The 12,761-nt window shown below is 68.4% G+C and carries 13 protein-coding genes; all 13 read left to right on the forward strand.

The genetic code is table 11. The features are described from left to right. Window positions 1-26: 26 nt before the first annotated feature. Genes pyrH through lpxB form a run of 13 tightly spaced genes read left to right on the forward strand, consistent with a single transcriptional unit; the run spans window position 27 to window position 12,758 of the window. Window positions 27-770, forward strand: a complete 744-nt coding sequence (gene pyrH / locus GGR12_RS08250; RefSeq protein WP_183203950.1) for a UMP kinase — start codon at window positions 27-29, stop codon at window positions 768-770. A 30-nt stretch (window positions 771-800) separates the two neighbouring features. Beyond that, complete coding sequence (frr, locus tag GGR12_RS08255) at window positions 801-1,358, forward strand: ribosome recycling factor (RefSeq protein ID WP_183203951.1); 558 nt, start codon at window positions 801-803, stop codon at window positions 1,356-1,358. A 30-nt stretch (window positions 1,359-1,388) separates the two neighbouring features. Beyond that, a complete protein-coding gene (uppS, locus tag GGR12_RS08260; protein ID WP_183203952.1) occupies window positions 1,389-2,138 on the forward strand; it encodes a polyprenyl diphosphate synthase in 750 nt (249 codons plus the stop codon). Beyond that, complete coding sequence (locus tag GGR12_RS08265) at window positions 2,138-2,965, forward strand: phosphatidate cytidylyltransferase (RefSeq protein ID WP_183203953.1); 828 nt, start codon at window positions 2,138-2,140, stop codon at window positions 2,963-2,965. The genes uppS and GGR12_RS08265 overlap by 1 nt, the downstream gene beginning before the upstream one ends. Next, window positions 2,962-4,158: a 1-deoxy-D-xylulose-5-phosphate reductoisomerase gene (dxr, locus tag GGR12_RS08270; protein ID WP_183203954.1), complete on the forward strand. Its 1,197-nt coding sequence runs from the start codon at window positions 2,962-2,964 to the stop codon at window positions 4,156-4,158. The genes GGR12_RS08265 and dxr overlap by 4 nt, the downstream gene beginning before the upstream one ends. A gap of 23 nt (window positions 4,159-4,181) precedes the next feature. Beyond that, window positions 4,182-5,396, forward strand: a complete 1,215-nt coding sequence (locus GGR12_RS08275; protein WP_183203955.1) for a M50 family metallopeptidase — start codon at window positions 4,182-4,184, stop codon at window positions 5,394-5,396. Window positions 5,397-5,425: 29 nt separating this feature from the next. Continuing rightward, window positions 5,426-7,861, forward strand: a complete 2,436-nt coding sequence (gene bamA / locus GGR12_RS08280; protein WP_183203956.1) for an outer membrane protein assembly factor BamA — start codon at window positions 5,426-5,428, stop codon at window positions 7,859-7,861. A gap of 34 nt (window positions 7,862-7,895) precedes the next feature. Continuing rightward, the gene (locus GGR12_RS08285) at window positions 7,896-8,474 is read left to right on the forward strand and encodes an OmpH/Skp family outer membrane protein (RefSeq protein WP_183203957.1); all 579 of its coding nucleotides are present in this window, start codon (window positions 7,896-7,898) and stop codon (window positions 8,472-8,474) included. A gap of 14 nt (window positions 8,475-8,488) precedes the next feature. Beyond that, a complete protein-coding gene (gene lpxD, locus GGR12_RS08290; RefSeq protein ID WP_183203958.1) occupies window positions 8,489-9,505 on the forward strand; it encodes a UDP-3-O-(3-hydroxymyristoyl)glucosamine N-acyltransferase in 1,017 nt (338 codons plus the stop codon). Next, window positions 9,502-9,966, forward strand: coding sequence for a 3-hydroxyacyl-ACP dehydratase FabZ (gene fabZ / locus GGR12_RS08295; protein ID WP_183203959.1), 465 nt, complete (start codon window positions 9,502-9,504; stop codon window positions 9,964-9,966). Before lpxD ends, fabZ begins: the two co-directional genes overlap by 4 nt. Next, window positions 9,966-10,751: an acyl-ACP--UDP-N-acetylglucosamine O-acyltransferase gene (gene lpxA, locus GGR12_RS08300; protein ID WP_183203960.1), complete on the forward strand. Its 786-nt coding sequence runs from the start codon at window positions 9,966-9,968 to the stop codon at window positions 10,749-10,751. Before fabZ ends, lpxA begins: the two co-directional genes overlap by 1 nt. A gap of 10 nt (window positions 10,752-10,761) precedes the next feature. Beyond that, window positions 10,762-11,592, forward strand: a complete 831-nt coding sequence (gene lpxI, locus GGR12_RS08305) for a UDP-2,3-diacylglucosamine diphosphatase (RefSeq protein WP_183203961.1) — start codon at window positions 10,762-10,764, stop codon at window positions 11,590-11,592. After that, window positions 11,589-12,758 carry a lipid-A-disaccharide synthase gene (gene lpxB / locus GGR12_RS08310; RefSeq protein WP_183203962.1) on the forward strand — a complete coding sequence of 390 codons (1,170 nt, stop codon included), beginning with the start codon at window positions 11,589-11,591 and terminating at the stop codon, window positions 12,756-12,758. Before lpxI ends, lpxB begins: the two co-directional genes overlap by 4 nt. The last annotated feature ends 3 nt before the right edge of the window (window positions 12,759-12,761 follow it).

Genomic DNA, 12,761 nt, shown 5'->3' on the forward strand with positions numbered 1-12,761 from the left:
AATCCCCCGCCCAAGGTCACTTCCCCATGCCCGACGCCTCGTCCGAGTTTCGATACAAGCGCGTCCTGCTGAAGGTGTCGGGCGAAGTCCTGATGGGCGAGCAGGGCTACGGCATCGACATGAACACCGTCGCCGAGGTCGCCAAGGCCGTGGCCGACGTGGCGCGCGAGGGCGTCGAGATCTGCCTGGTCATCGGCGGCGGCAACATCTTCCGCGGCCTGTCCAAGGCGGCCGGCGACATGGACCGCGCCTCGGCCGACTACATGGGCATGCTGGCCACGGTCATGAACGCCCTGGCCATGCAGGCCGCGCTTGAGAAGATCGGCGTCCAGACACGCGTGCAGAGCGCCCTGGTCATGAACGCGGTGGCCGAGCCCTACGTCCGCCGCCGCGCCTTGCGTCACCTCGAGAAGGGCCGCGTGGTGATCTTCGCCGCCGGCGTCGGCGCCCCGTTCTTCACCACCGACTCGGGCGCCGCCCTGCGCGCAGCCGAAATGGGCTGCGACGCCCTGCTGAAGGGCACCAGCGTCGACGGCGTCTACACGGCGGATCCCAAGAAGGACCCGACCGCGACCCGCTACGAATCGCTCAGCTATCACGACGTGCTGGCCAAGGACCTGAAGGTCATGGACGCCTCGGCCGTGGCCTTGATGCGTGACTCCGGCATCCCGATCGTGGTGTTCTCCATCCGCGAAGACGGCTCCTTCCGGAACACCCTGACGGGCAAGGGCGCTTTCACGGTCATCAGCGCCGACGGCAAGGCCGCCTGACAACACCATAAGAAGACGAGAGAAACGACCATGGCGAAGCCTGATCTCAAAACCTACCGCGACCGTATGGACAAGGCGGTCAGCGCCCTGAAGGAAGAGTTCTCCGGCTTGCGCACCGGCCGGGCCAACGCCGGCCTGCTGGATCCGGTCCAGGTCGAGGCCTACGGCTCGACCTCGCCGCTGAACGCAGTCGCCGCCATCAGCGTGCCTGAGCCGCGCATGATCTCGGTCAACGTCTGGGACAAGAGCATGGTCGTCGCGGTCGAGAAGGCCATTCGCGCCGCCGGCCTGGGCCTGAACCCGATCGTCGACGGCATGACCCTGCGCATCCCCGTGCCGCCGCTGACCGAGGAGCGCCGCAAGGACCTCGCCAAACTCGCGGGGAAATACGCCGAGCAGCAGAAGATCGCCGTCCGCAACGTGCGCCGCGACGCCAACGACGACCTGAAGAAGGCCGAAAAGGCGTCCGATATCAGCCAGGACGAGCAGAAGAAGATGGAGGCCGAGGTCCAGAAGGACACCGACGCCGCCATCAAGCGCATCGACGAGGCGCTGAAGACCAAGGAAGTCGAGATCATGCAGGTTTGATGGCGGGTTCTGTCGTAGGATAACCCCCAGATGCCTCCCGATCCTCTCAGGACCGAGCCCGCCGGGCCGCGCCATGTCGCGTTGATCATGGATGGCAACGGCCGCTGGGCCGAGGCCCGCGGCCTGCCGCGCGCCATCGGGCACCGCGAGGGCGTTCAGGCGTTGAAGCGCACCATCCAGGCCGCCCCGGCCCTGGGCATCCGGTGCCTGACCGTATTCGGCTTCTCGACCGAGAACTGGCAGCGACCGGCCGAGGAAGTGTCAGACCTGATGGGCCTGGTTCGCACCTATGTCGCCAGCGACCTGAAGAAGCTGGATCGCGAAGGCGTCCGCGTCCGCATCCTGGGCCGCCGCGAAGGGCTTCCGGCCGACATCGCGGACATCGTCGCCCGGACCGAGGCGACGACCGCCGGCAACGAGAAATTCCTGCTCCAGGTGGCCTTCAACTACGGCGGCCGGGCCGACATCGTCGACGCGGCGCAGCGTTACGCCGACCGCGTCCGCGCGGGCGAGGCCGTCGGACCGCTGGACGAGGAGGCCCTGGGCCTCGGCCTGTCGACCGCCGGCGGACCGCCCGTCGACGTGATCGTGCGCACCTCGGGCGAGCGCCGGCTGTCGAACTTCCTGCTGTGGGAAGCCGCCTATGCCGAGCTGGTCTACCAGGACATCCTGTGGCCCGACTACGGTGCCGAGGCCCTGGCCGACGTCGTCGCCCAGTACCGCGCCCGCGATCGTCGCTTCGGCGGTCGCCCGGCGGCGCCGGCGCTGGCGGCCGGCTGATGGCGGTCAAGGCCCGTGACATTGGACTGAGAGCCGCTTCGGCCGTCGTTCTGGCGCCGGCGGCCGTGCTGGCCATCTGGGCCGGGGGCTACTGGTTCCTGGCGCTGATGCTGCTGGCGTGCGCCCTGCTGGCCGTCGAATGGGCGATGATGAGCGCCGCGGGGGCCTGGCGCCTCATGACCGGCGCCGTCGCCTTCGGCCTGTTCGCCGCCGTCATCTCCGCCCACGTCGGCCAGCTGTCGCTGGCGCTGGTCATGCTGGTCTTCTGCGCCGCCGCCGCGGGCCTGTTCGCCCGCAGCCGGGGCCAGGAGGCGCTCGATGCCGCCTATGGCGTCCTCTACCTCGGCTGGCCCGCTGTCCTGCTGATCTGGCTGCGGGGCGGGGTGTCGGAGTTCACGCCCCACGTCGGCCTGTACTGGACCGCCTTCGCCTTCTGCATCGCGTGGGCGTCGGACATCATGGCCTATTTCGTCGGCTCGATCTTCGGCGGGCCCAAGCTCTGGCCGCGCTTTTCACCCAACAAGACCTGGTCCGGCTTCATCGGCGGTCTGACCGCCGGCACCCTCGCCGGCGCGCTGTTCGCCGCCTTCCTCAACATGGGCATCAGCCCCGCCTGGGGCGCCCTTCTGGGCCTCGCCGCCGCTATCGCCACCATGGCCGGCGATCTGTGGGAGTCGGCCCTGAAGCGTCGTTACGGCGTCAAGGACGCGGGCAATCTGATCCCGGGCCACGGCGGCCTGCTGGATCGCGTCGACGGCCTGATGTTCGCGGTCGTCGTCGTCGCGGCCGGACGTCTGATTCTGGTCATGCTGGAGCGCGGCGCGTGATTCGCCGTCGCGTCACCGTGCTGGGCTCCACCGGCTCGGTGGGCTGCTCGACCCTGGACCTGATGGCCCAGGCCGAGGCCGGCGGTTCCGGCGCCTTCGAGGTCGAGGCCCTGACCGGCGGCGCCAATATCGCCCGCCTGGCCGAGCAAGCCCGCCGCTGGAAGCCCCGGATCGCCGTCACCGCGGATCCGGCCCGCCTGCAGGAGCTGCGCGACGCGCTGGCCGGCACGGGCGTCGAGGCTGCGGCGGGGCAGGGGGCGATCGTCGAGGCCGCCTCCCGGCCCGTCGACTGGGTCATGGCCGCCATCGTCGGCGCCGCGGGCCTGCGCTCCGCCTGGGCCGCCGCGTCCACCGGCGCGACCCTGGCCCTCGCCAACAAGGAAAGCCTGGTTTGCTGCGGACCCGCCCTGATCGAGCGCGTGCGGCGCTCGGGCGGCCGGCTGATCCCGGTCGATTCCGAGCATTCCGCCATCTTCCAGGTGTTCCCGCACGATGCGCCGGGCCAGGTCGAAAAGCTGATCCTGACGGCGTCCGGCGGCCCGTTCCGCACCGTGGCCTACGAGGCCATGGGCGCGATCACGCCCGAACAGGCCGTGGCCCACCCGAATTGGAGCATGGGGGCGAAGATTTCGGTCGATAGCGCCACCATGGCCAACAAGGGCCTGGAGATGATCGAGGCCGCCTATCTGTTCGACATGCCGGCCGATCGCATCGACGTGGTCGTCCATCCGGAATCGATCATTCACAGCCTGGTCGAGTACGTCGACGGCTCGACCCTGGCCCAGATGGGCCCGCCCGACATGAAGACGCCGATCGCCTGCGCCCTTGCGTGGCCTGACCGGATCGCCTGGGCGGCGCCGAAACTGGACCTCGCCGCCCTCGGCCGCCTGACCTTCGAGGCGCCCGACGAAGCCCGCTTCCCAGCCCTGAAACTCGCGCGTCAGGCGCTACAGGTTGGTGGATCGGCGCCCATCGTCTTCAATGCCGCCAATGAGGTCGCCGCCCTGGCCTTTCTTGACCGCAGACTGGGCTTTCTCAATATTGCCGCAGTCGTCGCCGACACCTTGTCTCGCGTGACGACCTCGGGGGTGGAGTCCGGTTCCGAAAACGCCTGCGACTCGGCCCTGGCCGTAGATGCGGAGGCGCGAAGGATCGCGGAGTCGATCGTCCTGGGTCACGCTGCAGCAGCCTGAGGGCAGAGGGATCCATATCCGGCATGACGGGCTTTCTCGGCCAGGCCTTGATCTACATCGTCCCGTTCCTGCTGGTGCTGACCTTCATCGTCACCATCCATGAACTGGGGCATTTCCTCGTGGCGCGCGCCTTCGGGGTGAAGGTCGACCGGTTCTCGATCGGATTCGGCCGCTCCATTTTCAGCCGGACGGACCGTCACGGCGTCGAATGGCGCGTCGCCTGGATTCCGCTGGGCGGCTACGTCAAGTTTTCCGGCGATCTGGACGCCTCCAGCGTGCCTGACCAGGCCGGTCTGGCCGAGCTCAAGGCTCGCGTGGTCGCCGAACACGGCCCCGGCGCCGAGCGCGACTATTTCCATTTCAAACCCGTCTGGCAGCGCGCCCTCATCGTGGCCGCGGGCCCGGTGGCGAATTTCGTCCTGTCCCTGACCCTGCTGACCCTGCTGTTCAGCATCGTCGGCGAGCAGATTTCGGCACCGCGCGTGGCCCAGGTCGTTCCGGACAGCCCGGCGGCCGTGGCCGGCTTCCAGCCGCGCGACCTGATTACGGCGGTCAACGGCCGCCCGGTGCGTGACCGAAGCGAGGTCACGCAGACGATCATCCTGTCGGCGGGCGACCAGGTGACCTTTACGGTCGACCGGGCCGGTCGCGACGTGAACCTCGTGGCCACGCCGGTCCGCAAGATGCGGGACGACCCCATCGCCGGCCGGACCCGCGTCGCCGAAGTGGGACTGCTGCTCCAGGCTTCGCAGCAGGACTACCAATTCCGCCGCCTGAACCCGATCGAGGCCGTGGGCAAGAGCACCGAGACCATGGTTTCGGTCGTCGGCGCCACCTTCCGCTACATCGGCCGTATTTTCACCGGCAAGGAGTCCGGCGACCTGCTGAACGGTCCGCTGGGCATCGCCAAGGCCGCCGGGGGAATCACCAAACAGGCCGCCGCCTATGAGGCTCCGCCTGCCTTCCTCATCGCAAACGTCGCGCTGGCGTGGATCAGCTTCGCCGCCATAGTTTCGATCGGAATGGGTATTGTTAATCTGTTGCCGATTCCCGTCCTCGATGGGGGGCATCTCGTGTTCTACGGCTATGAAGCTGTGGCGCGCAGGCCAGCCCCCGCTCGCGTTCAGGAGGTAGGCTACCGGGTCGGTCTTGCTTTGCTTGCGGGATTGATGTTGTTCGCAACCTGGAACGACCTGCAGAAGCTGAGTTTGTTCAAATTCCTCGGCGGGCTCGCATGAGCCGACGCCAGCCCCCGATGGTTTCCTGCATGATCAAAAACGACGCGTCCGCCCTCCGTTTCGCTCGCGCTGCGAGCCCGAGCCTCCTGGTGCTCGCGATCGCCGCCGGTCTTGCCGGTCCGGCCTTCGCCCAGACGACTCCCGCCGCACCCAATATCCAGCCCGGAGCGCCGATCGAGGCCGCTCCGCAGGCGCAGGAGCAACAGCAGGCGCGTCCGGAACGGGTGACGATCAATCGCATCCTGGTGCGCGGCAACCAGCGCATCGACCAGACGACGGTGCTGTCCTACCTGCCGATCCAGCCGGGCGACGTCGTCGATCCCGCGGTGCTGGACGTCGCGGTCCGCACCCTGACCCGCACCCAGCTGTTCGCCGACGTCCAGCTGGGCGTGCAGCCGAACGGCGACCTGGTGGTCGAGATCGTCGAGAACCCGATCATCAACCAGGTCGTGTTCGAGGGTAACAGCGCCATCAACGAGGAGAAGCTGCTTGAGGAAGTGACCCTCAAGCCGCGCGGCATCTACACCCGCGCGCGCATCCAGGAGGATGTGGGCAAGATCGTCGAACTGTACCGTCTGTCGGGCCGCATCTCGGCGACCGTGACGCCCAAGATCGTCCAGCTGGACCAGAACCGCGTCGACGTGGTCTTCGAAATCAACGAAGGCCCCGAGACCGGCGTCCGCGCCATCACCTTCCTCGGCAACGAAGCCTTCTCGGACAGCGATCTGCGCGAGGTCATGGTCACCAAGCAGACCCAGTGGTGGCGTCTGTTCTCCAGCAACGACAATTTCGACCCGAACCGTCTCGACTACGACCGCGAGCAACTGCGGAAATTCTACACCAACCGCGGCTACTACGATTTCCGCGTCATCTCGGCGATCTCCGAACTGTCGCCGGACGACGGCGCCTTCGGCATCACCATGACCGTGGACGAGGGCGACCGGTATAATTTCGGCGTCGTCGACGTGGTCACCGAGAACGACCGCCTCAACCCCGACTTCCTCAAGCTGCTGCTGCCGATCCGCTCGGGCGATCTGTACGAGAGCGACAAGATCGAGTCGGCGGTCGACGCCCTGACCTTCGCGGCGGGCTCGGCGGGCTACGCCTTCGTCGAGATCGAGCCGGAGTACCGGGCCAATCCGGAAACCGACACCGTCGACATCACCTTCCGCGTTCGTGAAGGCCAGCGCGTCTACGTCGACCGCATCAACATCATCGGCAACACCCGCACGCTCGACAACGTCATCCGTCGCGAGATGATGCTGAGCGAGGGCGACGCCTTCAACCGCACCCTGCTGGAGCGTTCGCGCAACAACCTGCGTTCGCTGGGCTTCTTCAAGGACGTGACCGTCGAGGAGGCCCGCGGTTCGGCCCCTGACCGTTCGGTCGTCAACGTCACCGTCGAGGAGCAGCCGACCGGCGAACTGTCCGTCGGCGCCGGCTTCAGCTCGGTCGACTCCTTCGTGCTGAACCTCGGCATCACCGAGCGCAACTTCCGCGGCCGCGGCCAGAACGTCGTCGCCCGTGTCGAGTGGGGTTCGCTGCGTCAGCAGATCGACTTCCGCTTCACCGAGCCGAAATTCCTCGGCCGCGACCTGCGCGCCGGCTTCGACGCCTTCCACTCGCGCTACGACCTCAGCGACTACTCGTCGTACGACTACCGCTCGACCGGCGGTGGTCTGCGCCTGTCCTATCCGCTGAACGGCTACACCCTGCTCAGCACCCGCTACTTCCTGAAGAGCGACGAGATCATCGTTCCGACCGGCTATTGCGGCCCGCTGGGCGCCGGTTCGGCCGCGCTTTGCGATCAGGTCGGCTCGTTCATCAACTCCTCGGCCGGCTACACCCTGCTGGTCGACCGCCGGAACGACCCGGTCCGCCCGACCCGCGGCTGGACCGGCACGATCCGTCAGGACTTCGCCGGCATCGGCGGCGACGTGAACTATGTGAAGACCGAAGCCGACGTCTCCGCCTACTGGGGCATCTCGCCCGAGTGGGTCGTCACGGCCAGCGGCTCGACCGGCTACGTCTCCGGCTGGGGCGGCGATGCGATCCGCATTAACGACCGCTTCTTCAAGGGCGGCAACAGCTTCCGCGGCTTCGAGACCGCCGGCATCGGCCCGCGCGATCTGACCACGACCGACGCCCTGGGCGGTAATTTCTACGTCATCGGCACCCTGGAACTCACGGTTCCCAACTACCTGCCGGAAGAGTATGGAATCCGCACATCGCTGTTCGCCGACGTCGGCACCCTGGGCGCGCTGGACGACCGCTATACGGTTACGTCGACCGGCCTGCCGGATCCGAACATCGTCGACGACCTGAAACTTCGCGCGTCCGCGGGCCTCAGCATTCACTGGCGCTCGCCGATGGGCCCAATCCGGTTCGATCTCAGCCATGTTCTTGGCAAGGAAGATTACGACAAGACCGAAACCTTCCGCTTCTCGACTTCTACCCAGTTCTAACCGCGGGGCGCTGTCCCGCACTTAAGGCGTAACGATGAAACTCATTGCTATCGGCGCGTTTGCCCTCGCCACCCTGGCCGCCGGCGCGGCCTCGGCCCAGGCCCAGCAGCAAGTCACCCACGGCGCCCCGATCCCGGGCCTGTGCACCTACAGCCTGCAACGCGCCCTCGGCCAGTCGACCGCCGGCCAGTCGCTGCGCAGCGGCCTGCAGCGCCTCGCCCAGGAAGTTCAGGGCGAACTCCAGCCCTACGCGACCAGCCTCGAAAGCGAAGCGCAGCAGCTGCAGTCCGCCGGCCCGATCGACCCCAACAACCAGGCCTACCAGGCGTGGCAGGGTCGTCTGCAGCAGTTCCAGCAACTGCAGCAGACCCGTGAAGCCGAGCTGCGCTACACGGACGCCATGCAGACCCAGGCCATCGGCGCCGCCGCCGGCCCGATCATCACCGCCCTGTACCAGGAGCGCGGCTGCAGCATCCTGCTGAACGAAAGCGTCGTCCTGCTCGGCAACCCGGCCATGGACCTGACCGACACCGTCGTTCAGCGCCTGAACCAGGCCCTGCCGACCCTGCCGGCCTTCAACCGCATGCAGGTTCCGCCGCAGCAGCAACAGTAAGTACGCCGGCCATCATGCCTGATCCGCGTTTCTTCGACAGCCTGCCGGCCCTGACCGTTGCAGAGCTGGCCGGGCGGATCGGCGCCGAAGTCGTTCGCGGCGGAGATCGAAAGGTCTCCGCCGTTGCGCCTTTGGGGACCGCCGGTTCCACCGACGTCGCCTTCCTCGGCGACCGCCGCTTCGGCGAACAGCTCAAGGCGACCGCCGCCGGCTGCGTGATCGTGCCGGCGTCCGCCGTGGACTCCGCGCCCGCCGATGCGGCCGTGCTGACGTCCGGCGAAGCCCAGGCGGCCTGGGCCCGCGCCTCCCTCCAGTTCCACAAGCCCGTCGTCCTCGAGGCCGCCTCGCTTGCCGAGGCCGCCGAGGACGACACCGTCGTCGTCGAACCCGGCGTGATCATCGGCAAGGGCGCCCGCATCGGCCGCGGCACCCGCATCGGGGCCAACAGCGTCATCGGCGCCGGCGTCCAGATCGGCCGCGACTGCCACATCGGCCCCAATGTCTCGGTCGGATTCGCCCTCATCGGCGACCGCGTGAAGCTGTACGCCGGCGCGCGTATCGGCGAGGCGGGCTTCGGCGCCGCCGGATCGCGGTCCGGCCCGATCGACGTGCCCCAACTGGGCCGTGTCATTCTGCAGGACGGCGTCACCATCGGCGCCAACAGCTGCGTCGACCGCGGCGCCTACGACGACACCGTCGTCGGCGAGAACACCAAGATCGATAACCTGGTCATGATCGCGCACAACTGCGTCATCGGCCGCAACTGCCTGATCGCCGCCCACGTGGGCATTTCCGGCTCCTGCACCGTCGGCGACAACGTCATGTTCGGCGGCCAGGCGGGCATCGGCGACCACATCAAAATCGGCGATGGAGCCCGCGTGGCGGGCGGCGCGGGGGTGCTGGCGGACATTCCGCCCGGCGAGACCTGGTCCGGCTATCCCGCGAAACCGATACGACAATCCTTGCGTGAAGCGGTCTGGCTCGCCAAACAGGCGTCCGGAAAGGCTCGCGCAGGGAAGACGAACGAATGAGCGAAGAAGGCAAGATCGACTACGCCGAGGTGATGCGCCGTCTGCCGCACCGCTATCCCTTCCTGCTGATCGACAAGGCCGAGGATTTCGTCGCCAACACCTCGATCACCGGCATCAAGAACGTCACGCACAACGAGCCGTTCTTCCCGGGCCACTTCCCCATCGATCCGGTCATGCCGGGCGTCCTGATCGTCGAGGCCATGGCCCAGACCGGCGCCCTGCTGATGTCCAAGACCATGGACGTCCAGGTCGAGGGCAAGGTCATCATGTTCATGTCCATCGACGGCGTGCGTTTCCGCAAGCCGGCGCGTCCGGGCGACCAGCTGATGATGAAGGTCGTGGTGACCAAGCAGCGCGGCGATATCTTCAAGTTCCGCGGCGAGACCTTCATCGACGGCAAGCTGGCCGCCGAGGCCGACTTCGCCGCCATGGTGGTCACCGTCGACCAGCCGGTGGCCTGATGGCCATCCACCCCACAGCCATCGTCGATGCGAAGGCCGAACTGGCCGGCGAAGTCGAGATCGGCCCGTGGTGCATGGTCGGGCCGGGCGTCGTCCTGTCCGAAGGCGTGCGGCTGGTCAGCCATGTGGTGGTCCAGCAGGACACCAGCATCGGAGCGCGCACCGTCATCCATCCCTTCGCCGTCATCGGCGGCGACCCCCAGCACAACGGCTACAAGGGCGAGCCGGTGCGGCTCGAGGTCGGGTCGGACAACGTCATCCGTGAGCATGCCACCTTCAACCGCGGCACGCCGCAGGGGACCGGCGTCACCATCGTCGGTTCCAACAGCCTGTTCATGACCGGCGCCCACATCGGCCACGACTGCGTCGTCGCCGACCAGGTCGTCATGGCCAACAACGCCACCCTCGGCGGCCATGCGAAGGTCGGGACCAAGGTCTTCCTCGGCGGGCTCGCCGCCGTCCACCAGAACGGCCGGGTGGGGCAGGGCGCCATGGTCGGCGGTCTGGCCGCCGTCACCCGCGACGTCATCCCTTACGGCTCCGTCTGGGGCAACCACGCCCGTCTGCACGGACTCAACCTCGTCGGCCTGAAGCGCAAGGGCTACGGCAAGGACGCTATCCGCCGCCTGCTGGCCGCCTATCGCGACCTGTTCGAGGGGGCGGGGACTTTCGCCGAGCGTCTGGACACGGTCGAGGGCGCCTACGCCGACCTGCCTGAGATCATGGAGATCGTCGCCTTCATCCGCGCTGACGGCAAGCGTCCGCTCTGCCTCCCGGGCGAGTGAGGGCGGGCGAATGAGCAAGCTGGCCCTGATCGCCGGCGGCGGCGCCCTGCCGCTGTCCGTGGCCGCCCGTTGCGACGCCGAGGGCCGTCCGGTCTTCGTCATCCGTCTGGCCGGTTTCGCCGACCCGCACCTGGCCCACTATCCCGGCATCGACGCCGGCATGGCCGAAATCGGCAAGATCCTGTCGGCCATGAAGAAGGCGGGCTGCGGCGCGGTCTGTTTCGCCGGCACCGTCAGCCGCCCCGACTTCAAGACGCTGAAGCCCGATCTCAAGGGCGCGATGGTCCTGCCGGGCATCGTCGCGGCTGCGACCAAGGGCGACGACGCCCTGCTGCGCAAGATCCTCTCGCTGTTCGAGGCCGAGGGCTATGCGGTCGAGGGCGCCGACGACATCCTCGGCGGCGAGACGCTTCCGGCCGGGGCCCTGGGCGCCGTCCAGCCCACGGAAGAGCAGCTGGCCGATCTCAGGAAGGCGCTGCACGTCGCGGAAAAATCAGGCGAACTGGATATCGGCCAGGGCGCGGTCGTATGCGACGGTCTGGTGCTGGCGGTCGAGGCCCAGGAGGGCACCGACGCCATGTTGATGCGCGTCGCGGGCCTGCCCGCCGACCTGCGCGGCACGCCCACGGACCGCAAGGGCGCGCTGGGCAAGGCGCCCAAGCCGATCCAGGATCTGCGCGTCGACATGCCGGTCATGGGCGCCCGCACCATCGAGATGGCCGCGGCCGCCGGACTCGCCGGTGTCGGCGGCGTCGCCGGCAAGCTGATCGTCATCGACCGCGCGGCCCTGATCGAGGCCGCCGACCGACTGGGCCTGTACGTCTGGGGCGACCGGGCGTGAGCCGCCCGCTGAAAATCATGCTGGTCGCCGCCGAGGCCTCCGGCGACGCGCTGGGCGCCGGCCTGGCCAGGGCCCTCAAGACGCGCCTCGGCAAGGACGTGACCTTCATCGGCACGGGCGGACCGAAGATGGCCGAGGAGGGCGTCGAGAGCCCCTTCGACATCGCCGAACTGTCCGTGCTGGGCTGGATCGAGGGCCTCAAGGCCTATGGCGTGGTCAAGCGCCGCGTCGCCGACACCGTCGCCCTGGCGGTGCGCGAGAAGCCTGACGCCGTCGTCCTGATCGACAGCTGGGGCTTCACCATCCGCGTGGCCAAGGCCCTGCGCGCCGCGCTGCCGGGCATGCCCCTGATCAAATACGTCGGCCCCCAGGTCTGGGCCTCGCGTCCCGGCCGCGCGAAGGTGCTCGCCCGGTCCGTCGACCATCTGCTGGCGCTCTACGCCTTCGACGCCCCGTGGTTCGAGCGCGAAGGCCTGGCCACCACGGTCGCCGGCTCCCAGGCCCTGCACGTCGATATGAGCGACGCCGACCCGGCCCGCTTCCGCGCCTCGCGCGGCATCGCCCCGGACGCTGACCTGCTGCTGGTCCTGCCGGGCAGTCGCCCGTCCGAGATCCGCCTCATGACGCCCGTCTATGAGGGTGCGATCGCCCGACTGAAGAAGGCCGATCCGTCGCTGGAGGTCGCGGTCGTCGCCGCCGGCACCGTCGCCGACGACGTCGCCTCGCGCATCGCCGCCTGGCCCTTCCGGGTCCACCTGGTGTCCGAGGCCGAGAAATACTCCGCCATGCGCGCCGCCACCGTCGCCCTGGCCACCAGCGGCACGGTCTCGACCGAACTGGCCCTGGCCGGCGCGCCGACCGTCATCGGCTACCGCTTCCAGCCGCTCAGCTACGCGATCATGAAGCCGTTCTTCACCGGCAAATACGCGACCCTGTTCAACCACGCCGCGGACGAGGAGATCGCCCGCGAACTGATCCAGAACGACGCCACGCCCGAGAAGGTCGCCGCCGAGGTGGGCCGCCTGCTGGCCGATCCCGAGGCCCGCCGGGCCCAGGCCGCCCGCCAGACCGAGGCTCTCGACCTCATGGGCCGCGAAGGCCGCGACCCGTCCGAAATCGCGGCGGAGGCCGTGCTGCGGGTGATCGCCGCGAAAGCCGGCGTCTGAACC

It is taken from the genome of Brevundimonas lenta (assembly GCF_014196335.1).
GTDB lineage: Bacteria > Pseudomonadota > Alphaproteobacteria > Caulobacterales > Caulobacteraceae > Brevundimonas > Brevundimonas lenta.